The organism is Kitasatospora sp. NPDC004669 (assembly GCF_040609455.1).
Taxonomy (GTDB): domain Bacteria; phylum Actinomycetota; class Actinomycetes; order Streptomycetales; family Streptomycetaceae; genus Kitasatospora.
Map to the genome: position 1 here is coordinate 1 of NZ_JBEXKB010000051.1, position 20,779 is coordinate 20,779.

20 protein-coding genes are annotated in these 20,779 nt (G+C 71.5%); 9 read left to right on the plus strand and 11 right to left on the minus strand.

Annotated features, from left to right (window positions below; genetic code table 11):
* Positions 1-427 precede the first annotated feature (427 nt).
* The 3 genes from ABZW30_RS32665 to ABZW30_RS32675 are packed head-to-tail and all read left to right on the plus strand — an operon-like array spanning position 428 to position 3,872.
* Positions 428-1,072 (plus strand): hypothetical protein, encoded by a 645-nt coding sequence (locus ABZW30_RS32665; protein ID WP_355674841.1) that lies wholly within the window; start codon positions 428-430, stop codon positions 1,070-1,072.
* Positions 1,069-2,439 carry a CHAT domain-containing protein gene (locus ABZW30_RS32670; RefSeq protein ID WP_355674842.1) on the plus strand — a complete coding sequence of 457 codons (1,371 nt, stop codon included), beginning with the start codon at positions 1,069-1,071 and terminating at the stop codon, positions 2,437-2,439. The genes ABZW30_RS32665 and ABZW30_RS32670 overlap by 4 nt, the downstream gene beginning before the upstream one ends.
* Entirely contained in the window at positions 2,436-3,872 is a 1,437-nt protein-coding gene (locus ABZW30_RS32675; RefSeq protein WP_355674843.1) for a hypothetical protein, read from the plus strand. Before ABZW30_RS32670 ends, ABZW30_RS32675 begins: the two co-directional genes overlap by 4 nt.
* Positions 3,873-4,567: 695 nt before the next feature.
* Here ABZW30_RS32675 and ABZW30_RS32680 read toward each other — a convergent pair.
* Together ABZW30_RS32680 and rpe are read right to left on the minus strand one after the other, a co-directional pair.
* Entirely contained in the window at positions 4,568-5,527 is a 960-nt protein-coding gene (locus tag ABZW30_RS32680; protein ID WP_355674844.1) for a pirin family protein, read from the minus strand.
* Positions 5,528-5,652: 125 nt separating this feature from the next.
* Complete coding sequence (rpe, locus tag ABZW30_RS32685) at positions 5,653-6,336, minus strand: ribulose-phosphate 3-epimerase (RefSeq protein WP_355674845.1); 684 nt, start codon at positions 6,334-6,336, stop codon at positions 5,653-5,655.
* Positions 6,337-6,575: 239 nt separating this feature from the next.
* Between rpe and ABZW30_RS32690 the strand changes: the two genes are divergently transcribed.
* Complete coding sequence (locus tag ABZW30_RS32690) at positions 6,576-7,430, plus strand: hypothetical protein (RefSeq protein ID WP_355674846.1); 855 nt, start codon at positions 6,576-6,578, stop codon at positions 7,428-7,430.
* A 219-nt stretch (positions 7,431-7,649) separates the two neighbouring features.
* Positions 7,650-8,501: a hypothetical protein gene (locus ABZW30_RS32695; protein ID WP_355674847.1), complete on the plus strand. Its 852-nt coding sequence runs from the start codon at positions 7,650-7,652 to the stop codon at positions 8,499-8,501.
* On the opposite strand, the gene ABZW30_RS32700 is transcribed toward ABZW30_RS32695, so the two are convergent.
* From ABZW30_RS32700 to ABZW30_RS32725, 6 genes are all read right to left on the minus strand, one after another.
* Positions 8,471-9,157 (minus strand): C39 family peptidase, encoded by a 687-nt coding sequence (locus tag ABZW30_RS32700; RefSeq protein WP_355674848.1) that lies wholly within the window; start codon positions 9,155-9,157, stop codon positions 8,471-8,473. The two genes, ABZW30_RS32695 and ABZW30_RS32700, sit on opposite strands and share 31 nt — an antisense overlap.
* A gap of 35 nt (positions 9,158-9,192) precedes the next feature.
* Entirely contained in the window at positions 9,193-9,717 is a 525-nt protein-coding gene (locus tag ABZW30_RS32705; protein ID WP_355674908.1) for a DUF4188 domain-containing protein, read from the minus strand.
* Positions 9,718-9,812: 95 nt separating this feature from the next.
* Positions 9,813-10,418, minus strand: a complete 606-nt coding sequence (locus tag ABZW30_RS32710) for a TetR/AcrR family transcriptional regulator (RefSeq protein ID WP_355674849.1) — start codon at positions 10,416-10,418, stop codon at positions 9,813-9,815.
* Between the two features lie 218 nt (positions 10,419-10,636).
* On the minus strand, positions 10,637-11,623 hold the full coding sequence (locus ABZW30_RS32715; RefSeq protein ID WP_355674850.1) for an aldo/keto reductase: 987 nt from the start codon (positions 11,621-11,623) through the stop codon (positions 10,637-10,639).
* 59 nt (positions 11,624-11,682) lie between these two features.
* Positions 11,683-12,528, minus strand: a complete 846-nt coding sequence (locus tag ABZW30_RS32720) for an ABC transporter permease (RefSeq protein WP_355674851.1) — start codon at positions 12,526-12,528, stop codon at positions 11,683-11,685.
* Positions 12,528-13,487 (minus strand): ATP-binding cassette domain-containing protein, encoded by a 960-nt coding sequence (locus tag ABZW30_RS32725; protein WP_355674852.1) that lies wholly within the window; start codon positions 13,485-13,487, stop codon positions 12,528-12,530. Before ABZW30_RS32725 ends, ABZW30_RS32720 begins: the two co-directional genes overlap by 1 nt.
* Positions 13,488-13,592: 105 nt before the next feature.
* Between ABZW30_RS32725 and ABZW30_RS32730 the strand changes: the two genes are divergently transcribed.
* Positions 13,593-14,378, plus strand: coding sequence for a TetR/AcrR family transcriptional regulator C-terminal domain-containing protein (locus ABZW30_RS32730; RefSeq protein WP_355674853.1), 786 nt, complete (start codon positions 13,593-13,595; stop codon positions 14,376-14,378).
* 49 nt (positions 14,379-14,427) lie between these two features.
* Here ABZW30_RS32730 and ABZW30_RS32735 read toward each other — a convergent pair whose 3' ends face one another.
* Positions 14,428-15,807, minus strand: a complete 1,380-nt coding sequence (locus tag ABZW30_RS32735) for a pyridoxal-phosphate dependent enzyme (RefSeq protein ID WP_355674854.1) — start codon at positions 15,805-15,807, stop codon at positions 14,428-14,430.
* A 182-nt stretch (positions 15,808-15,989) separates the two neighbouring features.
* Here ABZW30_RS32735 and ABZW30_RS32740 point away from each other — a divergent pair, with 182 nt between their 5' ends.
* Positions 15,990-16,472, plus strand: a complete 483-nt coding sequence (locus ABZW30_RS32740) for a hypothetical protein (protein WP_355674855.1) — start codon at positions 15,990-15,992, stop codon at positions 16,470-16,472.
* A 231-nt stretch (positions 16,473-16,703) separates the two neighbouring features.
* Here the strand turns inward: ABZW30_RS32740 and ABZW30_RS32745 are convergent, their stop codons facing one another.
* Positions 16,704-17,216, minus strand: coding sequence for a protease inhibitor I42 family protein (locus tag ABZW30_RS32745; protein ID WP_355674856.1), 513 nt, complete (start codon positions 17,214-17,216; stop codon positions 16,704-16,706).
* A 326-nt stretch (positions 17,217-17,542) separates the two neighbouring features.
* Here ABZW30_RS32745 and ABZW30_RS32750 point away from each other — a divergent pair, with 326 nt between their 5' ends.
* Both ABZW30_RS32750 and ABZW30_RS32755 read left to right on the plus strand, forming a co-directional pair.
* The gene (locus ABZW30_RS32750) at positions 17,543-18,685 is read left to right on the plus strand and encodes a serine hydrolase domain-containing protein (protein ID WP_355674857.1); all 1,143 of its coding nucleotides are present in this window, start codon (positions 17,543-17,545) and stop codon (positions 18,683-18,685) included.
* Positions 18,682-19,263: a hypothetical protein gene (locus ABZW30_RS32755; RefSeq protein WP_355674858.1), complete on the plus strand. Its 582-nt coding sequence runs from the start codon at positions 18,682-18,684 to the stop codon at positions 19,261-19,263. Before ABZW30_RS32750 ends, ABZW30_RS32755 begins: the two co-directional genes overlap by 4 nt.
* Positions 19,264-19,325: 62 nt before the next feature.
* On the opposite strand, the gene ABZW30_RS32760 is transcribed toward ABZW30_RS32755, so the two are convergent.
* Entirely contained in the window at positions 19,326-20,714 is a 1,389-nt protein-coding gene (locus ABZW30_RS32760; protein WP_355674859.1) for an alpha/beta fold hydrolase, read from the minus strand.
* Positions 20,715-20,779: the final 65 nt, after the last annotated feature.

Here is a 20,779-nt window from a genome sequence, read left to right on the forward strand (position 1 = left end):
ACGAGTACGAACAGGCGTACTGGACGCAACTGGAGCAAGCCCCACAGACCGCTTGATCACACGATCGCGGACTCCACGAAATCCGGGGCAGCTCACTTTGGAGATCGCCTTGTGCGCCAGCTCCCCCCGGGCCAAGGCGCCCTTCGACACGAACCGAGAGCTTGAGCGACTGGCGAAGCTCTGGATTGACAGATCGCGGCACCGCATCAGAGTCCACATATTCACCGACACCGCTGGCTACCAAGACACAAACTGGCGAACCACCGGTCTGGGCCCCGCTGTCATGGTCCACGACCCCCACGCGGCTGACCAGTACGCTGCGCCGAGACGGACCTCGCATCTCACCACCGCTACGGAGATCGCGAATCCGTGGTTGCTCTGGATCCGGGACTCCCTGCAGGGACAGGCCCTGGACATCGTCCACTTCGTGACCCACGGCTATCTGGCCGGTGAACGGGGCGCGATCGCGCTTGCCAGCACCCCGTTGCTCAACACCGACACCATGTTCTCGCGGTTCGTCGGCAGCGCCGAGATGTCCGCACTGCTGACGCAGGTCGGTGCGTGGTGCCTCGTGCTGACCGGCCCACCGTACAACTACTCCGGTGCCGGCCTCCGGGAACTCGCGGATTCCATCGCCCTGGTGCGCCCCGGGGTCGTCCTGGTCGACGAGCTCGACCTCGACCGGGAAGGCGCCCAGTTTGCGGCGACCGTGGAGATGGTGTTTGGCGAGGGCCCGGCGGCCGCTGAGGCGATGCCCGGCATCACATGTTGGGCACACCCCAGGTTCGTGGAGTACCCCCGGCCCCCTCAACAAGCTGATCTCCTGACCGCGGACGGACGGTCATCGCTCATCGAGCCCGCCACGCACGATGCCCTGGCCAGCGAACAGACTCCTGCCTGGGTGGCCGCAGCCACCCGTTACCTGGAAGCCCAGCAATCCGAGTGGGTGCCCGATACCACGGAGGCCGCGGAGGTCGATCCGGACGCAGTCGCGGCTCTTCGGTCGGTCTCCAGACTTCTGGACAACCACGTCCGTCGCCACCTCGGCACCGGCCCGGGAGGTGCGACGTGACTCGCCTGGTCTTCCATCTCGCAGGCGCGGTCGACTTCAGTGAAGTCCGATATGTCGTGATCTCCCTGGAGGAGCCGAGCGTCTTCAACAGCATGACGCGTCCGTTCCAGTGCACAGGTCGGGAAGAGCCCTTCGTCGTGCTTCGTCAGGACGTGATTCCCACCGATGCGACCAAAGCAGCGGGGGTCAAACTCTTCACCGAAGTCACCCGCCACCCGGAGCTCGCGCAGTACCTGCCGGCCGCGTTGCAGACACAGCCTCCGCAGCGCTACCCCGTGTTCGTCGAACTGGCGACGGAAGCCGGCGTCGAAGCACTGCCATGGGAGGCTCTCTGCTCACCCAGCGGCGAGTTCCTCGGCCTCGACGAGAGGTGGGCCGTCGGCCGGATCGTCGACAGCCAAGCCATCGACAGGCCCTTGTGGGACTTCAAACCACCGCTCCGTGTCGCAGCGGTCATGTCCTGCCTCGGGGTACCAGCCTACGACGAATGGCGGGCGCTCAAGAACGCGGTCATGTCAGGACCCGAGGTTGAGGTCGAATTGCTCACAGTCGTCAGCGAACCGCTTCTCTACACCGAACTCTCCAACCTGGCCCGCGATCAAAGGCAGTCGGCACAGTTTCCCCATCTCAGCGTGCGGATGGTGCCTCAGGAGCTTTCGGAGTTGCAGGAGATGGTGAGCCGCTTCGGCCCGCACCTGCTTCACTTCTTCTGCCACGGCTCCACAGAGGGCAGCCCACACATCCAGCTGGCAGTCAAGTCGGACTGGGTGTCCCAGTCCCCCGCCAACAGTCTCAACATCGAAACGAGGGAATTCAAGGACTTCGTCGGACGCACCAGTGATCCGCCGTGGCTGACCGTCCTCAACTGCTGCGAAAGTGCCGCGCTCGGCAGGTCGGACAACCTGCATTCGTTGGCGCTCGGGCTTGTCTACCAGGTCGGCCTGCCCGCCGTCATCGGTATGCGCGAGCCCATCGCCAGCACTGACGCCAGCCTGTTTACCGGTGCCTTCTACAAAAGGTTGCTGACAGACTTCAAGGCACGGATCCTCAGGCTCCCAGGGTCGGACGAGCCGATCGACTGGGCGAGGTTTCTGGTCGCGGCGCGCAACAGCCTTGCGAAGAAGCACAAGACGATGACGCTTACGCAGGCGGCCTCGTCGACCAAAGAGTGGACACTCCCCGTCGTCTACATGCAACGGACGCCAATCACGTTCCAGATCGCACCGTCCCAGACACGGCGCGCCCGCCTGGAAATCGAGGCGCTACAGGGATTCCTGGCCCAGCTACCACCCAGCACACCCCTCTCGCTGCGTGAAGACGCTGAGTCACAGCTACGTCTGCTGGTCAGTCAGCTGGAGGAGCAGTGACCGTTCCCATCGGGCCCGCGATCGCCGACAATCTGACAGTCAGCGTCGACGCCTTCACTGGCACGGAGGTCGTGTCGGGCACCTTCGCTCCTACGCACGAGGTCTGGGCACTCACTGCCGCAAGGGTCGGACAAGCCGCGAAGCCGCTCTTGCCTGCCGTGGTCGACCAGGCAGCCTGGTCCTGCGATCAGGTCGGCTGGGGCGTCGTACTTCCCGAGCCGCCCGGTCTCAGTCCGGCCGCGCTCGCCACGGCCGACGACGCACCGGAACCCATACAGGAACTCGTCGCGGCGCGACATGGCAAGGTTCTCCGCTATCGCACCGACAGCGGCTTCGCAGCCTGGACACTGCGTGACTACGCCGGCCACGGCGACCTGTTGAACGCCATGTCACCCCCGGGGGTGGGGCCGAAACAATTGCCGATGTATGTCCTGATCTATGCCGGACCTACGCAGATTCCCTGGCAGCTGCAGTATTCGCTCAACCCTGTGCGCTACGTGGGCCGACTTGATCTGGAAGGTGAGCAACTGGCCAACTATGTGACCGCACTCATCGGTGACTGGTCGGATTCGAAGGCCCGGTACGACTCGCCAGTCGTGTGGTCGGTCGACCTCGGCGGCGGCGACACCGACATCACCACACTCATGCGCGAGACGATTGCGGCGCCCGTCCACATCCGGCTGAGCCAGGACACCGACATCACCGGGACGCGGTTCATCGACGGAGCAGCCACGGACGCGACGGGGCAAGCGCTTGCCGAATGCCTGGAGCAGAACAAGCCCTACCTCGTGGTGACCACAAGCCACGGCATGACCGGTCCCTTGAACGACCACGATGCGATGCGCGCCAACCTCGGCATGCCGGTCGACCAGGCCGGGGCGCTGGTGCATCCGGACCGGTTGCTCACGAAGTGGCAGCCTGACGGCGCAATCTGGTTCGCCCAGGCGTGCTGCTCCGCCGGCGCCGACAGTCCCAGTACGTATCAAGGTCTGTTCGAAAGCGACTCCCTGCTCGACCGGACGCTCCAAGCCGTGGCAAGCCTCGGCCCCATGACATCACCGCTACCTCGGGAGCTGCTCGGCGCACCGAAACCGCTACGCGCGTTCGTGGGACATGTCGAGCCGACCTTCAACTGGACAATGTCGTTTCCCCCGAATCGGCAAGTACTCACCTCCGACCTCGAGGAAGTGCTGTACTCGCGTCTGTGCCTCAGCCAGCCCGTCGGGCTCGCGATGAGTCCGTTGTATCGGCCTGTCGGTAGCCTGCTCATCGATCACGGGAGGGCCGTGGGTACGTACGACACCAGCGTGCAGGATGCCGAGCGAAGAGCACTCGATATGGCGCTGTACAGCAAGGTCGTCGCCTATGACCGGGTCGGCACCGTGATTCTCGGCGATCCCACCGCAGCTATCCCACTGCCGAAAAGGCCGTGACTGGATCTCGGCTGACCATCTGATGTCTCACTGGTCCGGGCGGTGATGCTGTGGCGGGCAGTGTACCGGCGTCTCGACACCAATGGGACGTTATCCTGCACCCATGAGGGTTGGGCCTGCCAATGGGCAGGCTGAGGTGTCCGGGACCTGCTGGCCCCGCACATTCTTTCGTCGGGGTGTCCTGGCTGTTGTCCGGGGCCGCCGACGCGTGGGAGGCGAACCGCGCAGGCGGCGCTGTCGATCGCCGCGACCACCGGGTCCGCCCGGATCTTCAGCAAACTCGCCAGCCTCGACGCGCTGCTGCGGAAATGGCGGAACTTCGCCCCAAAGGGCCCGGCGGCGGCAGAGGACAAGGGGCGACCCCACCCCGGTGACGACCGACCCGCCAGCCCGAGAGGCGGAGCAGCTCGAGCGTCGACGGTTGCAGCGGCGCCTGGCGGCGAAACGTAGCACTGAAGATATTGGTCAAGACCAATTAACTGACTCTACGTCAGACAAGTCAGCAAAAGGTCAGCATCGATCCGATGAGACCCTGCCACGCGTGGCCAAACATGAGAATCGGCGAGCCCTCATTGCGAACCTCCAGAGCGGCCCGCACGACGCTGGGGCACCCCTCACGCCAGGACCCGAGGCGCGCCGTAAGCACACCAGCCAGCAAGTATCGGACGCAATCCCGCAAGCGACGTCTCCGCAGGTCAACGCACCCTCCCACGCGCCTTCAGCGGGATCGGCGGGAGCTCTGGGGCCCGCAATCGGGCGCCGTCGTAGCCATGAACTTCACCGAATCGCGAGCTCTTCTCCCAGTCATCTCGCGCCTGTACGATCTCCTCACCGGATCGGCCGATGAAGTTCCACCACATGACGATCTTCTCCTCGAAGGGCTCGCCGCCGAGGAGCAGCACCGAGGCGTCGGAGCGGGCGAGCAGGGGGAGTTCGGGGCGGCCGCAGCCGAGGTAGAGCATCGAGCCGGGTTCGACCGGGACGCCGTCGACATCGATCCGGCCCGTCATGGCGAGGACGGCGTACTCGAACTCGGGGACCAGCGGGAGCTTGAGGTCCGCGCCCTCGGTGAGGGCCAGGTCGGCGCCGACCAGCGGGCTGTGGGTGGTGCCGGGCGAGGTGGCGGTGTCCAGGGTGCCGAGGATGACGGTGGCGCGCAGGCCCGGGGCGGTGACCGCGGGCAGTTCGGGGTGGTGCTCGAAGGCGGGGGCGATGTTCCGGTGCGCGTCCGGCAGGGCGACCCAGAGCTGGGCGCCGTGCAGGTAGCGGGCGTGCGGGCGAGGGGACTCCTCGGAGTGGGAGATCGCCCGGCCCGAAGTCATCAGGCCCAGTTCGTACGGCCGGACGGTCTGCAGACTGCCCAGGCTGTCGCGGTGCAGCACCTCGCCCTGGTGCAGCCAGCTGACCGTCTGCAGGCCCATGTGCGGGTGCGGCGGGACCTGCATGCCGGGCTCGTCGGCGATGTCGTCGGGTCCGTAGTGGTCCACGAAGCACCAGGCGCCGACCATCCGGCGGCCCAGGTTGGGGAGCAACCGGCGCACCACCGTGCTCTCTCCGAGCGGGACTTGACGACCCGTCAGCAGGTCCTTCACCGGGCCGCCGCTGGCCTCGCGGCCGCAGCTGGTCGGGGTGGGCTTGAGGTCGAGGTTGCTCATCGCGGTTCCACCACCGTACGAGGAGGGCCGGGCGGAGAGGGGTTCGTCGTCACCGATCATCCATCACGGCGCGACGTTCCTCCACCCGCACCCGGCCATCCGGCGGTGCCGCTGGGAACGGGACCTCAGTGCTCGCAGGCCCACCAGGCGTCCGCGCTCGCCTTGGTCGCGAGCTCGCGCAGGTTGCGGACGGCCTCGGCCGGGTCCTCCGCCCCGTACACCGCCGAACCGGCCACGAACACGTCCGCGCCGGCCTCGGCGCAGCGCTCGATGGTGGTGGCCGAGACGCCGCCGTCGACCTGCAGCCACAGCTCCAGGTCGTGCTTGGCGATCAGCTCCCGGGTGCGGCGGATCTTCGGCAGCATGATGTCCAGGAACGCCTGGCCGCCGAAGCCGGGCTCGACCGTCATGATCAGCAGCATGTCGAGCTCGGGCAGCAGGTCCTCGTACGGCTCGATCGGCGTGCCCGGCTTGAGCGCCATGGACGCGCGGGCGCCCTTGGCGCGGATCTCGCGGGCCAGCCGGACGGGCGCGGCGGCGGCCTCGATGTGGAAGGTGATGGAGCCGGCTCCGGCCTCGACGAACTGCGGGGCCCAGCGGTCCGGGTCCTCGATCATCAGGTGGCAGTCGAGCGGGATGTCGGTGGCCCGGGCCAGCGACTCGACCACCGGGACGCCCAGGGTCAGGTTGGGCACGAAGTGGTTGTCCATGACGTCCACGTGCAGCCAGTCGGAACCCCGGACGGCCTCGGCCTCGTCGGCGAGCCGGGCGAAGTCGGCGGAAAGGATGCTGGGGCTGATCTGGGGCATGGCCGACTACCTTCGTGCGGGGGCTTGCGAGGGCTGGGGCGCCCGGTCGGCGGGCACCTCGCCCCATCATCTCGCGCCGCGCAACCGCCTACCGCACCTCGCGGCCCCCGCGTGACCGTCATCACACCCCGCCCGTGGTTACCGGGACCACCACCGTGGCCATCAGCACCTGAGCGGCCCCCAGTGCCCACCGGGCCGTCCCCGTCCAGCCGGCAAGCTCCTCGGAGGAAGGTCTCCCGATGTCCGATCCCGTCCACTCCGCCCGCGCCCTGTGGCGGCTCTTCGAGCCGGTGTACGCCGTCACCTTCCTCCAGCCCGAGAGCCGGGCGGCCTTCGAGGCGGCCGGACTGGACGGCGGCTGGCGCGGCTACTTCGCCGGCCGCTCGGCTCCGCTGGGCGCGGTGGACGCGCCGCCGGTGATCGCCGCGTTCTTCAGCTTCTCCCCGGCGATGGTGCAGCGGGCAATGCCCGAGGTGTGGACGCACGCGAGCCCCGAACGGGCGCTGGCCGCCCGGACCGAGGGCTCGGCGGCGGCGCTGGCCCGGCTGCTGGCGCCGGTGAAGCCCGAGCGGGTCGAGTCGGCGGCGACCGCGCTGGAGGAGGCGGTGGCCCGGCTGGACTGCGCCGGCCGGGTACTGGCCGCCGCCAACGCCGCGCTCCCCCGGCCGGTGAACGTGTACGGGCGGCTGTGGCAGGCCGCGACCGTGCTGCGCGAGCACCGCGGGGACGGCCACGTGGCCGCGCTGGTCGCGGCCGGGCTGGACGGCTGCGAGGCGCCGGTGCTCCACTGCGCGCTGGACGCCAGCCGCGAGGTGCTTCAGCCGCTGCGCGGATGGACGGACGAGGAGTGGGCGGCCGCCGCGGCGCGGCTGGTCGAGCGGGGCTGGCTGACGGCGGAGGGGGCGGTCACCGAGCTCGGCCGGGTCCGGCACCGGTCCGTCGAGGCTGCCACCGACCTGGCCGCCGGCCGGGTGTGGGAGGGCCTGCCGCACGACGAACTCGACCGCCTGACCGCCGTCTTGAGGCCGATCGCGGCGCTCTGTCGCGAGCAGATGCCGATCAACCCGCTCGCGATGCCGCCGGTGAACCGGTAACCGGCCGGATGCGGGGGCCGAGAACGGCCCCCGCCCCGCGTGACCGTCATCACACCCTGCCCGTGGTTACCGGGGCCACCCCGGTGGTCATCAGCACTTGAGCGGCCCACGCGTCCGCCCGAGCGGCACCGGCCCCGTGCCGCCCGGGCAACCGCCGGGCCGTCCCGACCAGTCGAGCTCCCCGCGCCCGCCCGGAGCTCTGTCCGAGGAAGGCTCCCGATGGCCGATCTCGTCCACCCCGCCCGCGCGCTCTGGTGGCTCTTCGAACCGGTGCACGCCGTCAGCTACTTCCAGCCCGAGAGTCAGCAGACCTTCGAGGGGGCCGGGCTGCGCGGCTTCTGGCGCGGCTACTTCGCCGGCCGCTCGGCCCCGCTGGGCGCGGTGGACGCGCCGCCGGTGATCGCCGCGTTCTTCAACTTCGCCCCGGCGATGGTGGAGCGGGCGCTGCCCGCGGTGTGGTCGCTGGCGAGCCCGGAGGAGACCCTGACCGCCCGGCTGAAGGGCTCGGGGGCGGCGCTGGCCCGCCTGTTGGAGCACGTCGACCGGGCGCAGGTCGAGCAGGCGGTCGAGACGCTGGAGCAGGCCACTGCCCGGCTGGACTGCGCCGGCCGGGTGCTGGCCGCCGCCAATGCGGCGCTCCCCCGCCCGACCGGGCTGTACGAGCGCCTCTGGCAGGCCGCCACTGTGATGCGCGAGCACCGGGGCGACGGCCACGTGGCCGCGCTGGTGGCCGCCGGGCTGGACGGCTGCGAGGCGCTGGTGATCCGCTGCGCGATGGACATGCGGCGCGAGCAGCTCCAGCCGGTGCGCGGCTGGACGGACGCCGAGTGGGAGGCCGCCGCCGAGCGCCTGGTCGAGCGCGGCTGGCTGACGGCGGCCGGTTCGGTGACGGAGCTCGGCCGGATCCGCCACCAGGCCCTGGAGGCGGCCACCGACCTGGCCGCCGCCCGGGTCTGGGAGGACTACCCGCGCACCGAACTCGACCAGCTGGCAGCCGCGTTGAAGCCGATCTCGGCGCTGTGTCGCAACAACCTGCCGTTCTACCCGGTCGGACTGCCGGACAACGGCTGACGGTCCGCCGCCCCGGGCGGGCCGAGCACGATCCCCCGCCCGGCGTAGAACCGCCCGAACACCCGCCACGGCACCCGCGCGAAGGCCTGCGACTCCCCCGGGAAACCGGAGGGGTTGTGGATCAGCAGCGCGGAGTCCGTGGCGCCCACCGCCAGCACCAGGTGCCCGCCGCGCCGGACCGGCTCCGGCCCGTGCGGCTCCCGGATCGACGGGTGCACCGAGACCATCACCAGCCGCCCGCCGGACACCTCGCCCGCCACCTGCTCGGGTTTCAACTCCCGGGCGCGCGCGGCCAGTCCCCAGCGCTGCCGAACGTAGTCGACGAACGGTTCGTGGACCAGCCCGCGCAGGCTCTCGCCGTCCCTCACGTACGCCCCCGCCGCCACGCACTCACCGGCCAGCGCCATCGCCGTCGGGGTCACCCCCCACCAGTGCTCCAGCGCCATCCGCAGACAGGCCACCCCGCACAGCCGCCAGGACCACCAGGCGTACTCCTCCGGGGTGGCCGCCCCCGACTGGCCCCACCGCGGGTCCCGCGCCGCGTCCAGCTGCCCGTCGACGATCGCCCGCACCAGCTCCGCGGACTCCCACTGCGCCCGGTACGGCACCTCGTGCACCATCCGCGCCGGCCGCGCGGCGCCGCCCTGATCGACCATCCCTCGACGCTCTCACGCCGGGGCGGCCGGACGACTCACGACACTCCCTGAGGGCCCTGGCCCTCCCCCGACCGGTAGGCCAGCCGCTGCGCGGCGTGCCGACCGCGCCGCTCCACCGGCAGCGAGCCGGAGGCGCCGGCCAGGCCGAACGCCGGCATGTCGAAGTAGATCGACTCGTAGCCGCCCTCGGGGACGATGTACGTCTCGTGCCAGAGCCCGACGTGCCGGCGGGTCTTGCCCTCGCGCACCAGGCGGTTGACGATGCCCCACACGCTGTGGTGGAAGCCGTCCGGCGCGCTCGCGTAGCGGTACAGCTTCTCCTTGGACTCCCAGTACTGGACGACGTAGTAGGTGCGCGGCGAGGCGGTGAGCAGGATCCGCCCGCGCAGGCCCCGCTCGGGGCTGCGGCCGAGCTCGTACAGCATCCGGAACATCGCGAACATCACCGGACCCCAGTGGTGCACGGCCCAGAAGCGGTTGATCCGCATGCCGATCAGCAGCACCACGGTGTCGCCGGTGGCGGCGGCGGTGGTGTAGCCCGGCAGCGGTTTGGCGAACAAGGGCATCTCTGCCTCCTTGAACCAGCACCCCATGTAATCGGTGATTACATCAGTGCGCACAAGCCCGGTCAAGGCTCGCTTCAGCCACAACTACGCTATTTTTCAGGACTGTTGGCGATCCCCTGGCGGAAGGTGTCCAGCACCTGGACGACCAGCTCCTCCGCCTTCGCCGCCGGCAGGTACCCGTCCACGATCATCTGTGCCAGCCCGTACACCAGCGCCTGCCCGGACAGCAGCACCAACTCCGGATCACCGGGCCCCAGCCGGCCCGTCTGCTGGTCCGCCACGATCAGCCCGGTGAACACCCGGTCGATGCCCTCCAGCCGCTCCCGCAGCTCCGGATCCCGGGTGGCCGTGAACACCCGCGAGCGCACCAGTTCGAACCTCCGCGGATGGTGCATCGCGTACCGGACGAACCCCAGCCCGAGCGCCCGCATCGCCGACCCGCCGACCGCCTCCGCGGCCGCCACCTGCGCCTCCTGCCACCGCACGAAGTCCGCCAGCACCCGGTCCGCCAGCGCGGTCAACAGCGCCTGCCGGTCCGCGAAGTGCCGAAACGGCGCGCCCGCCGACACCCCCGCCCGCCGCGCCACCTCCCGGACACTCACCTTCTCCTGCCCGTGCTCGTCCAACACCTCGAACGCCGCCGCCACCAGCGCCTCCGGCAACGCCCCGTGGTGATACGCCTCCCGCTCCCTCATGTCTGACTTGCTACCACAGCCGGCCACGCCGTCGCCTGACGGGCGAACAGCCGTTCCCCGCGGTCGCGGCCCCGTCGAGGCTCCGGACCCGCTCCACGATCCGGCCCGCCTCCCCTCGACGATCCGGTCGGCCCTCCTCGACGATCCGGTCCGCCTCGGCCTGGGCGAGGCGGACCGGAGTCGGGGCCGGAAGGCGCGAAGGTCCGGGCCGTCCGGGCCTACCAGGCGTAGTCCTCCGGGGCGGGCTGGTGGCCGGGGAAGAGCTCGTCGAGGCGGTCGAGGGTCTTCTGGTCGAGCTTCAGGTCGAGGGCCGCGAGGGCCGCGTCGAGGTGGGCCGGGGTGCGGGGGCCGATGATGGGGGCGGTGACGGCCGGGCGGGAGAGCAGCCAGGCGAGGGCGAGGTCGGCGGGGTCGGTGCCGAGTTCGGCGGCGAAGTCCTCGTAGGCCTGGAGCCGAACGCGGTGCTTGGCGAGGAGTTCGCCGGCGAAGCCCATGGCGCTGCGGCCGCGGGTGCCCTCGCGCTCCTTGCGGAGGACGCCGCCGAGCAGGCCGCTGCGCAGCGGGGACCAGGGGATGAGCCCGAGGCCGTAGTGCTGGAGGGCGGGGATGACTTCGAGTTCGACGGTGCGGTCGAGCAGGTTGTAGAGGGACTGCTCGCTGACCAGGCCGAGGAAGTGCCGGGAGCGGGCGGTCTCCTGGGCCTGGGCGATGTGCCAGCCGGCGAAGTTGCTGGAGCCGACGTAGATGATCTTGCCCTGGGCGACCAGGACCTCCATCGCCTGCCAGATCTCCTCCCAGGGCGTGTCCCGGTCGATGTGGTGCATCTGGTACAGGTCGATGTGGTCGGTCTGCAGCCGACGCAGGCTGGCCTCGACGGCCTTGCGGATGGCGAGCGCGGAGAGCCTGCCCTCGTTGGGCCAGTCGCTCATCTCGGCGTAGGCCTTGGTGGCGAGCACGGTGCGCTCGCGGCGACCGCCGCCCTGGGCGAACCAGCGGCCGATGATCTCCTCCGTGCGGCCCTTGAGGTTGCCCTCGCTGTCGCGGCCGTAGGCGTTGGCGGTGTCGAAGAAGTTGATACCGCGCTCGTGGGCGGTGTCCATGAGGCGGTGGGCCTCGGCTTCCTCGGTGTGGGGGCCGAAGTTCATGGTGCCGAGGCAGAGGCGGGAGACGGTCAGGCCGGTGCGGCCGAGGTGGGTGTACTCCATGGCGCCCCACCCAAGACCACACCGGCACCGGTGTCCAGCACATTCCGGGACCCGGCGGGTCACCGTCCCTGCGTGGCGAACTTCCGTACGGCCAGCGGCCCGCAGAGCGCGAGCAACACGGCGCTCCAGAGCAGCGAGGCGAGCAACGCGTGCTGCATCGGCCAGGCGCCGCCGGGGGCGGACGGGTTGCCGAAGAGTTCGCGGCAGGCCTGGACGACGGAGCTGATCGGGTTCCAGTCGGCGACCGCCCGCAGCCAGCCGGGCATCCCTCCGGTGGGCACGTAGGCGTTGGTCACCATCGCCAACGGGAAGACCACGACGGAGAGTTGGCCGGCCGCCTCCTCCTTGCCGACGGCCAGGCCGAGCAGCGTGCCGACCCAGGTCATCACGAAGCGGAAGAGCAGCAGCAGCGCGAACGCCCCCAGCGCGTCGGCCACGCCGTGCCGGGCGCGCCACCCGGCGGCCAGCCCGACCAGTGCCAGCAGCGCCAGCACGACCACGCTGACCAACAGATCGGCGAGGGTCTGCCCGAGCAGCAGGCCGGTGCGGGAGACCGGCATCGAGCGCAGCCGGTCGGTGACTCCGCGCCCGACGTCGCGGGCGGCACCGACCATGGTGGGCATGATGCCGTTGGTGGCGACCATGGCGAACAGCCCGGGCATCAGGAACTCCCGGTAGTCCCCGCCGCCCGGCACCTGCATGGCGCTGCCGAAGACGTACCCGAAGACCACCACCATGACCACGGGCACGCCCAGCGAGGCGGCCAGCAGGCCCGGCGAGTGGCGGTAGTTGAGCAGGACGCGGAGCATCGAGGTCACGGTGCCGGAGACCAGTCGGGCACCGGGCGAAGGGCGCGAGACGGCCGAACTCGGAGCGGCCGGAGCGGGATGCGCAACGGTGGTCATCAGGCGGCCTTTCCTTCGGTACCGGTGAGCGTGAGGAACACGTCGTCCAGCGAGGGCGCCCGTACCGCGACGTCCTCGGCGACGACCCCGGCGCCGTCCAACTCCCGTACCAGTGACGGCAGGAGGACGCTCACCCCCGGCGCCGTCAGCACCGTGACCGTCCGCTCGACGACGTCCACCTGCGCGTCGCTTCCCGAGAGGTGGGACAGCACCACGGCGGTGGAGGCGAGTTGCTCCGGGTCGGCCAGGGTGACCGAGACCTGGCTGCCGATCGCCGCCTTGAGTTCGGCGGGCGGGCCGGTGGCGATCGCGGCACCGTGGTCGACGACCACGATGTCGTCGGCGAGGCGGTCGGCCTCCTCCAGGTACTGGGTGGTGAGCAGCACGGTGGTGCCGCCGTCGGCCAGCTCCTGGACGGTCTCCCAGATCTCCTGCCGGCTGCGCGGGTCGAGCCCGGTGGTGGGCTCGTCGAGGAAGAGCACCGGCGGGCTGGTGACCAGGCTGGCGATCAGGTCGAGGCGCCGGCGCATGCCGCCGGAGTAGGTGCGGACCAGCCGGTCGCCGGCCTCGGCGAGGCCGAAGCGGGTCAGCAGTTCGTCGGCGCGCGCCCGGGCCCGCCGCGCACCGAGGCGGTGCAGCCGGCCGAAGAGGTGGAGGTTGTCCCGGCCGGTGATGCCCTCGTCCAGCGCGGCGTGCTGCCCGGCGAGGCCGATCGCCCGACGGACTTCCTCGGCGGAGCGGACGGCGTCGTGCCCGGCGACCCGGACGGTGCCCCGGTCGGGGGCGACCAGGGTGGCGAGAACCCGTACGGCGGTGGTCTTTCCGGCGCCGTTGGGGCCGAGGAGACCGCAGACGGTGCCGGCCGGGACGGTGAGGTCGAGGCCGCGCAGGGCCTCGGTGGACCCGAAGCGTTTCTCCACGCCCGCCATCTCGATGGCGGGTCGGGCGGTGTCGGACATGGCTCTGCCCCTTCTCTAAGTACAGCGTACGTAGAAGCGCGTGCGGACGCAATCGTACTACGTACGCCGTACGTATCTAAGATGGGAGAGCGAGGTGATCTTCCAGTGCCGTCCAGCAAGACCCCCACCGGCTCCGAGAGCCGCAACACCCCCGACGCCCCGGAGCAGCCGGAGCAGCCGGAGCAGCCGGGCAGACCCGTCCCCCCCGAGGCCCCCGAACTGATCTGGCTGCGCCCCGAGCGCACCGGCCGGGGCCCCCGCCCGGCCCACAGCCGCGAGTCGATCGCCGTGGCCGCCATCGGGATCGCCGACACCGAGGGCCTGGACGCCGTCTCCATGCGGCGGGTCGCGGCCGCGCTCGGCGCGGGCACCATGTCGCTCTACAACTACGTGCCGAAGAAGGAGCACCTGCTCGATCTGATGCTCGACGCGGTCACCGGCGAGTACCGGCTGCCGCCCGAGCCGAGCGGCGACGTCCGGGCCGATCTGGCCCACCTGGCGCACGAGCAGCTCGCCATCTTCCGCCGCCACCCGTGGGCGCCCGCCCTGGTGCTCGCCCGCCCGAGCATCGGCCCCAACGCCCTGCGCTACACCGACCACTTCCTGGCCGTCACCGCCCCCACCGGCCTGGCCGGCGGAGCGCGGATGGAGGCGATGGCGCTGTTCAACGGGTTCATCTGCCAGTTCGCCCAGTACGAGCAGACGGCCGCTGCGGGCGCCAAGTGGCAGGCGGAGATGGTGGGTTACCTCACCCAGGCGGCGATGAGCGGCGAATACCCGCACCTGGCCCAGGCGTTCGCCACCTCCGGCCCGCCCGCCGACCCGGACCAGGTCTTCGACCGCACCCTGAACCGGGTGATCCACGCCATCCTGGCGCCCGCGGCTCAGTGACCGCCGACTCAGCGATCACCGGTTCGGCGACCACCGGCCCATCGACCACTCAGGAGAGCACCGCCCGCGTCAGCACCCCGGCCGCCTTCCCGTCCACCAGCACCACCACGCCCGGGTGCCCGCCCGCCAGCGCGGCCCGCGCCTCGGCCGCCGACTGCCCGACCCCGACCGTCGGCAGGGCCGGCCCGAGCAGTGCGCGCACCGGGCTGTCGGACTTGGCCCCGCCGTCCGCGAGCGCTGCCAGCAGCACCTCCCGGGACACCGAGCCGAGCACCTCCGCGTCGGCCACGCCGTACGGTCGCGCCGCCCGCGGCAGTACGGCCGGGGCGACCCCGCCCGGTGCGGCGCGCAGCGCCTCCAGCGCCTCGCCGACGGTCGCGTCCGCACCGACCGCCACCAGCGGGCCGGCCGCCTCCAGCGCCGCCCGCACCTCCGTCTCCCCCGGCTCCTCCAGGAAGCCCCAGTGCCGCATCCACCCGTCGCTGTGCACCTTGGACAGGTAGGAGCGGCCCGAGTCCGGCAGCAGCACCACGACCAGGTCGTCCGGCCCCAGCCCGCGTGCCGTCCGCAGCGCGGCCGCCACCGCCGTACCGGAGGACGGACCGGCCAGGATGCCTTCCTCGCGGGCGAGTCGACGCGCCGTCAGCAGTGACTCGCGGTCCGGGATCCGCTCGAAGGAGTCGATCACCTCCGAGCGGTAGGCCTGCGGCCAGCGGTCCTCGATCGTCTCGGGGTGCAGGAAGTGCCCGATGCTCTCGACGAACCACGGGCTGCCGTCCCCGCCGCCGTACGAGGAGGACTCCGGGTCCGCACCGATCACGGTCACCGCACCGCCGGACACCTCCTTCAGGTACCCGCCGGTGCCGGTGACGGTGCCGCCGGTGCCGACGCCCGCGACGAAGTGGGTCACCCGGCCGCCGGTCTGCTCCCAGATCTCGGGGCCGGTGGTGCGGACATGGGCGTCGGGATTGGCGAGGTTGTCGTACTGGTTGGCGAGCCAGGCGCCGGGGATCTCCTCGGTGAGCCGCTTGACCACGTTGAACAGGTGCCGCGGATCCTCCTGCGCCACGGAGGTCGTCGCGAGCACCACCTCGGCGCCGTACGCCCGCAGGATGTCCGACTTCTCGGGCGCCGACTTGTCCGACACCCCGGCGATCACCCGGTACCCGCGCTGACGGCCCACGATGGCCAGCCCGATGCCGGTGTTGCCGGAGGTCGCCTCGATGATCGTCCCGCCCGGCCGCAGCAGGCCCTCCCGCTCGGCGGCCAGGATCATCGACAGCGCGGCGCGGTCCTTGACGCTGCCGCCGATGTTGAGGAACTCCGCCTTGGCGTAGATCGGCGCGGCGATCCCGGCGCCCAGCCGGGCGAGGCGGAACAGCGGCGTCCCGCCGATCGCGTCGAGGACGGATTCGTGCACTGCGGTCATCATGCGCTCCTTCGTACGGTCCAACCTGTGCGGACGTTCCGACCGAGCCTGCCCACACCCGCGCCCCGCTAGCCGTCCCGACCCGCGCCTCCCCCGCCGGGGGGACACGGGCCGGTCCCCGGGCAGGACGCCAACCGGAGCCAGGTCGATCAGGCTTGGACATCGAACCCCGAGGAGTGGACATGACTCGACACCGGCTGCGCACCGTCACCCTGGCCGGCGGCCTCGCCCTGCCCTACATCGCCCTCAAGTCCTACTGGGCGGCGGGCGGCCGGGGCGGGCTGGCCGACGGCTTCGAAGTGGCCGACGAGTTCCGGCGCAACAACGCACCCGCCGCCCTGATCTGGCTGGAGCACCACGGCGTCGATTTCACCGCCGTGCTGGCCCTGACCGGTCTGGCCCTCGCCGCCGTCCTGGCCCACCGCCCACCGCGCCTGCGCCCGGTCCGCCGTCTGCTGCTCGCCGTCGCCTGGGCGGGCACCCTGCTGGTGCCGTACGGCCTGCTCACCGCCCTGCTGGGCGCGCTCGGCCGCGACGACGGCGGCCACCCGCTCACCGGCTGGGTGGTCCCGGCCGGGGCCGCGGCCTTCGTCGGCATCGGCACGGCCTTGGCGGCGTCGGCCTGGCCGCGCCGACACCGCCCGACGGCGGCCACCGCTCGTTAGGGTCCAGGCATGACGCGCTTGAAGATCGAGATATCCGTCCCCGAGAGCCACGTCGAGCAGGTCGTCGACGCCCTCCACGCCGCCGGCGCGGGCCGGGCCGGCGAGTACGCCCGCTGCACCAGCGTCTGGCGGATCACCGGCAGTTGGCTGCCCTCCCCCGACGCACGGCCCCAGCGGGTGCGCGGACAGCCAGTCGGCGTGCCGCTCGCGCATCACAGCTCCGGAACCGGCTCAGTGGACGTCGACGGTGAACTGACGACTGGTCTGATCGGACCCGCCGGAGAGGTGCCCGCCGAACCGGTCGCGGTAGCCGACGTGCACGGTGATGGCGGTCCGGCCGGGATTCCGGGCGCGGAAGGTGAAGTAGTAGTGACCGCCCGAGCCTTGGTTGCCGATCAGGACGAAGCTCGCCAGGTCCTCGAAGCCGACGTTGTCGACGTACTCGTCTCCGGACGGCTGAACGATGGCCGGGTCGGGGCCCGGGTAGGCCACGGTCCAGGTTTCGCGTTCCCCCTGGTATCCGAACACCTCGATCGAGAAGAGTTCGCCGGGCTTGACGGTGAGCTGCCCCGAGGACGCGGTGAACACCGTGCCGTGGTCGAGTTTGCCGGTGGTCATCCGGTGGACCGCCACCGCGCCGACGATGCCCGCGACGGCCAGCACCGCGGTCAGCGCCAGGAGGATCCGGCGCTTGGCCGAGCGGCGGCCGCTCCGGGGCTGCGGGGTCTTCAATTCGGTCCTCACTCGGGCATTCGAACGCTTGAGACGGCAGGGAACCTGTCGTCCCCCGTACCGGCGTCGTCGTCCCTCATGGTTCTCCCCCCGATGTTCTGCCGCACGGCCCGAAGACCGCCGGACAGCATAACGGCAGCTCCGTCCCCTCGCCCGTGGCACTCGCGGCCCGACCACGCCGACACCGTCAGACCCGCCCCGCCCACGCCCCTTTGGCGAGCGAGTCCGTCACACCGGCCCCATTCGTCCCAGGCCGGTCAAATCACTCGTCGCGGCCGCGCCGACCCCGTACCGTGGTCCGGTCGGTGATCTTGGCCAGGGAAGGGCGGACACGTACCATGCAGCAGTTCCAGGGGTGGGTGGACGATCGTTACGGCGCGGTCGCGGACGTCTTCGCGGCCAACTTCGAGGAGTTCCCCGAGCTCGGCGCCGCGGTCACGGTGTACGTCGGCGGCCGCAAGGTGGTCGAGCTGTGGGGCGGCACCGCCGACGAGCGCACCGGCCGGGCCTGGGCGCAGGACACCCTGGTGCCGGTGTTCTCCTGTGCCAAGGGCGCGGTGAGCATCAGCGCCCTGCTCCTCGCCCAACAGGGCCGGCTCGACCTGGACGCCCCGATCGCCCGCTACTGGCCCGAGTTCGCGCGCCACGGCAAGCGGGACATCACCACCCGGATGATCCTCGGCCACCGGGCCGGCCTCCCGGCGCTGGACGCGGTGCTCTCCTTCGAGGAGATCGCCGCCTGGGAGCCGGTGATCCGCGCGATCGAGGAGCAGGAGCCGCTCTGGGAGCCGGGGACGACCTATGAGTACCACGGTCATGTGCTCGGCTTCGCGGTCGGCGAGGTGATCCGCCGGGTCACCGGTCTGACCCCGGGCGCGTTCCTGCGCAAGGAGCTCGCCGAGCCACTCGGCCTGCCGCTCTGGATCGGCCTGCCGGAGAGCGAACTCCCCAGCCTGGCCCGGCTGGTGGAGGCCGAGGGCCGACGCCCGATGCCCGGCCCGGAGCACCTGCTCACCCGGATCGTGACCATGAACGGCGCCCTGGTCTTCCCCGGCCTGGACGTGCCGCACGGCTGGAACGACCCGGCCCTGCACGCGATCGAGCTGCCCGGCGCGGGCGCCGTCGCCTCCGCCGCCGGACTGGCCGGCCTGTACGCGGCCGCGGTCACCGGCCTGGACGGCGGCGAGCGGCTGCTCTCGCCCGATACCGTGACCGACGCGGTGCGCGAACTCTCCTCGGGCCAGGGCTTCCTGGGCTTCGACATGGGCGCCCGCTGGGGCTCCGGCCTGCTGCTCGACTCCCCGGCCTTCCGCCGGCTGCTCGGCCCGCGCAGCTTCGGCAACGACGGCGCCGGCGGCCAGTTCGCCTTCGGTGACGACGAGTTCGGCGTCGGCTTCGCGTACGTCGCCAACCGGATGATCGGCCACGGCGACGCCCGCGCCAACCGGCTGATCGAGGCGGTCCGCGGGTGCCTGGGGTGACGCCCGAAGTGCCCTCCGACGCGCCGGACTTCCTCGCCCGCCTGACCGCCCTGGCCGCCACCGGCGCCCTCGACGAGCTGCGCTACGGCGCCTCGCTGCCCGAACTCGCGATCCGCTACGGCGATCCCTGGGACGCCGGGCGCGTGCACAAGAAGTCACGCTGGCCGCACGCCTTCAGCTGGGGCGATGCTCTGGCAGTGTTCTGCCGCTGCCGCAGGCTCCGCTCCTTCTCCCTTCCCACCTGGCACGGTGAACTCGAACTCCCGTCGCCCGGAGGCGGGTTGCAGACGTTCGGCACCCGGGTCACCGAGTCCGAGCTGGGCGCCGCACTCACCGCGGCCGGCTGCGCATGGGAGACGGTGACGTACGAGAACATCCCCGGCCAGCGGACCTTGGAGGTCACGCCGGTCGAGGACGTCCGGGTCGCCTTCATCCTGGTCGACCGGGTCGGCTACGACGAACCCCCGCTGGACGACTGGCAGTTGTTCAAGACCGGACTCTGGGGCTACGACCACGCCGACTGCCCCGAGCCCGACCCGGCCCTGCCCGACGACGGCTGGGGCGCGGCCGAACGCTGAAGCGGCGACGGACCGTTCCGACCCCTGTACGGAACGGTCCGTCGCCGTGTGCGAATCCCGGGTCACCTCAGCAGGAAGTCGTACACCGCCTGCCGCCCGATCGGGTTGGCCGCCCGGGTCTGCACCGAGTGCGCCGCGCCGGGGACGATCACGATCTCCGGGTCGTGGGTCGACGCGGCCTGCTGGTACAGCCACTCGTACGGGGTGGAGAGGTCCCGGTCACCGCCGAGCAGCAGCACCGGCACGTTGGGGAGCTTGCGGTGCGCCGGCGGCAGCGGCGGCACCTGCTCGCGCGGCCAGTCCTGGCAGACCAGCAGGCTGCCCAGCCCGGTGGCGGTCGCCGCGTCGTACGGCCAGGTCTGCTCGGGGGTCAGCTCCTGCCGGGTGCGTTCCAGCGCGGCCGCCCGGCCCTCGACCGGGGTGTCCGAGCTGCCCCACGGGTAGCGCCCGTCGGCGCACAGGGTGGCGGCGTGCAGGCCCTGGCTGAGCGCCCCGGCCGGCGCGGCGTCGTTCTTGTGCACCTCGTCGATGAAGGCCTGGAGCTTCTCCGGGTGCCCGCCTGCGGCCTCGTGCAGGGCCTCCGGCACCCCGCCGTAGTTGGGGTCGGCGAACTCGAAGCTGGTGAGCGCGTCCAGGATCTGCGGCCCGTTGCCGTACTTCTGCACGGTGGCTGCGAGGTCGGCGGCCGGGTCGGTGGTGCAGCCGGTGGCCTGGCAGGCGGAGCGCAGCACTCGGGCGGTGGCGGGCAGCGCGACCAGATCCATCGGGTCGTAGCCGCCCTGCGGCACCACCGAGTCGAGCACCAGCCGCTCCACGTGCGCCGGGTGGGCGAGCGCGTACCGCTCGGCGACGAAGGTCCCGTAGGAGACGCCGTCGATGGTGAGGCGGTGGTCGCCGAGGGCCTGGCGCAGCAGGTCCATGTCGCCGACGGTGTCCGCGGTGCTGTAGAAGCGGGCGTTCGGGCCGAGGGCGGCCGCGCAGTCGGTGATGGACTGCTTGCGGGGCGGGGTGAGGTCGGAGGAGCCCATGTCCTCCTGCAGCCCCGGGCACTGCAGCGCCCGCTCGCCGGTGCCGCGCTGGTCGAACATGACCAGGCGGTAGTCCTTGAGGACGGGTGCGATCTTGCTCGCGATCCGCCGCATCAGCGGCACGCCGGGCTGGCCGGGGCCGCCGGTGAGGAACAGCAGGTCGCCCTTGGGGGCCTCGGTGTTCCCGGTCATCGCCACGTCGAGCTGGAGGGTGCCGGGGACGGCGCCGCTGTGGTCGAGCGGCACGGTGATGGTCCCGCAGGTGAATTCGGGCGCGCCCTGGCAGGGCGCCTGTCCGGCGATCCCGCCGCCGTGCCGGGCCGGTTCGGCCGGCGCCGCGACGGCGGGGGTGGCCAAGGTGGTGCCGGCGACCACCGCGACGGCGCCTAACAGGGCGGCGATGCGGCCGCGCGTGCTCGTCATGTTCGTCCTTCCGGTCGCGCCGCGTCCGTGCTGACGCGGTCACGGAGCCAGCTTGGGCCCGGGAG

Bases quoted from the DNA above. Each gene is read 5' to 3' on its own strand.
- rpe (WP_355674845.1), bottom strand. From the start codon at position 6,336: ATGCCCCAGATCAGCCCCAGCATCCTTTCCGCCGACTTCGCCCGGCTC.
- ABZW30_RS32680 (WP_355674844.1), bottom strand. From the start codon at position 5,527: ATGAGCAACCTCGACCTCAAGCCCACCCCGACCAGCTGCGGCCGCGAG.
- ABZW30_RS32715 (WP_355674850.1), bottom strand. From the start codon at position 11,623: ATGGAGTACACCCACCTCGGCCGCACCGGCCTGACCGTCTCCCGCCTC.
- ABZW30_RS32690 (WP_355674846.1), top strand. From the start codon at position 6,576: ATGTCCGATCCCGTCCACTCCGCCCGCGCCCTGTGGCGGCTCTTCGAG.
- ABZW30_RS32695 (WP_355674847.1), top strand. From the start codon at position 7,650: ATGGCCGATCTCGTCCACCCCGCCCGCGCGCTCTGGTGGCTCTTCGAA.
- ABZW30_RS32735 (WP_355674854.1), bottom strand. From the start codon at position 15,807: ATGACCGCAGTGCACGAATCCGTCCTCGACGCGATCGGCGGGACGCCG.
- ABZW30_RS32740 (WP_355674855.1), top strand. From the start codon at position 15,990: ATGACTCGACACCGGCTGCGCACCGTCACCCTGGCCGGCGGCCTCGCC.
- ABZW30_RS32725 (WP_355674852.1), bottom strand. From the start codon at position 13,487: ATGTCCGACACCGCCCGACCCGCCATCGAGATGGCGGGCGTGGAGAAA.
- ABZW30_RS32720 (WP_355674851.1), bottom strand. From the start codon at position 12,528: ATGACCACCGTTGCGCATCCCGCTCCGGCCGCTCCGAGTTCGGCCGTC.
- ABZW30_RS32700 (WP_355674848.1), bottom strand. From the start codon at position 9,157: ATGGTCGATCAGGGCGGCGCCGCGCGGCCGGCGCGGATGGTGCACGAG.
- ABZW30_RS32710 (WP_355674849.1), bottom strand. From the start codon at position 10,418: ATGAGGGAGCGGGAGGCGTATCACCACGGGGCGTTGCCGGAGGCGCTG.
- ABZW30_RS32760 (WP_355674859.1), bottom strand. From the start codon at position 20,714: ATGACGAGCACGCGCGGCCGCATCGCCGCCCTGTTAGGCGCCGTCGCG.
- ABZW30_RS32750 (WP_355674857.1), top strand. From the start codon at position 17,543: ATGCAGCAGTTCCAGGGGTGGGTGGACGATCGTTACGGCGCGGTCGCG.